Raw genomic sequence first — 522 nt, 5'->3', positions numbered from 1 at the left:
CACGACGGCTGCCCGCGTCGCGCGCAAGCGTCCCGCGGTGCCGATCCTGGCTTTAACGCCGAACCTTGATACCTCACGCCGCCTCTGCCTGCTCTGGGGAGCCCACAGCGTGCACACGGACGACGTCGACTCATACGAGGCCGGTATCACCGTCACACCAGCGCGTAGCTCGACAGGCCTACTGGCCCATGCAGTGGTTGAAGAACAGGCGCTCCTGGCCGACGTCGGCGTGCTTTTCATAGGCGTAATCGCGGGCCCGGGTTCGGCAGACCGCCGCGCCCGCATTTGCCGGGGTGTTAGCCGCCGCCGCATGCCGCCGCCGCATGCCGCCGCCCATGCGCACGTTGCGCCCAACTGGGGGCGGCCGTCACGGTGGGCACCGCGATTGCCCATTGAGAACTTGGCTTCGATCCACGGCAACAAGTTGCCGTGACCGAGGGCGCGCGGCACTATGTGAACCGCATGCGCCTACTCCGTCCGATCCTGATCCTCGCCCTGGCAATCGCGGTGCCCACCGTGACG

1 pseudogene is annotated in these 522 nt (G+C 67.8%); it reads left to right on the top strand.

From position 1 onward, the window contains the following. A pseudogene (locus tag MKK69_RS12260) lies at positions 1-139 on the top strand (pyruvate kinase alpha/beta domain-containing protein); the annotation flags it as partial. Between the last annotated feature and the right edge of the window lie 383 nt (positions 140-522).

The sequence above is a fragment of the Methylobacterium sp. J-026 genome (assembly GCF_022829585.1).
Taxonomy (GTDB): Bacteria; Pseudomonadota; Alphaproteobacteria; order Rhizobiales; family Beijerinckiaceae; genus Methylobacterium.
This window is presented reverse-complemented; position numbering and strand designations above follow the sequence as displayed.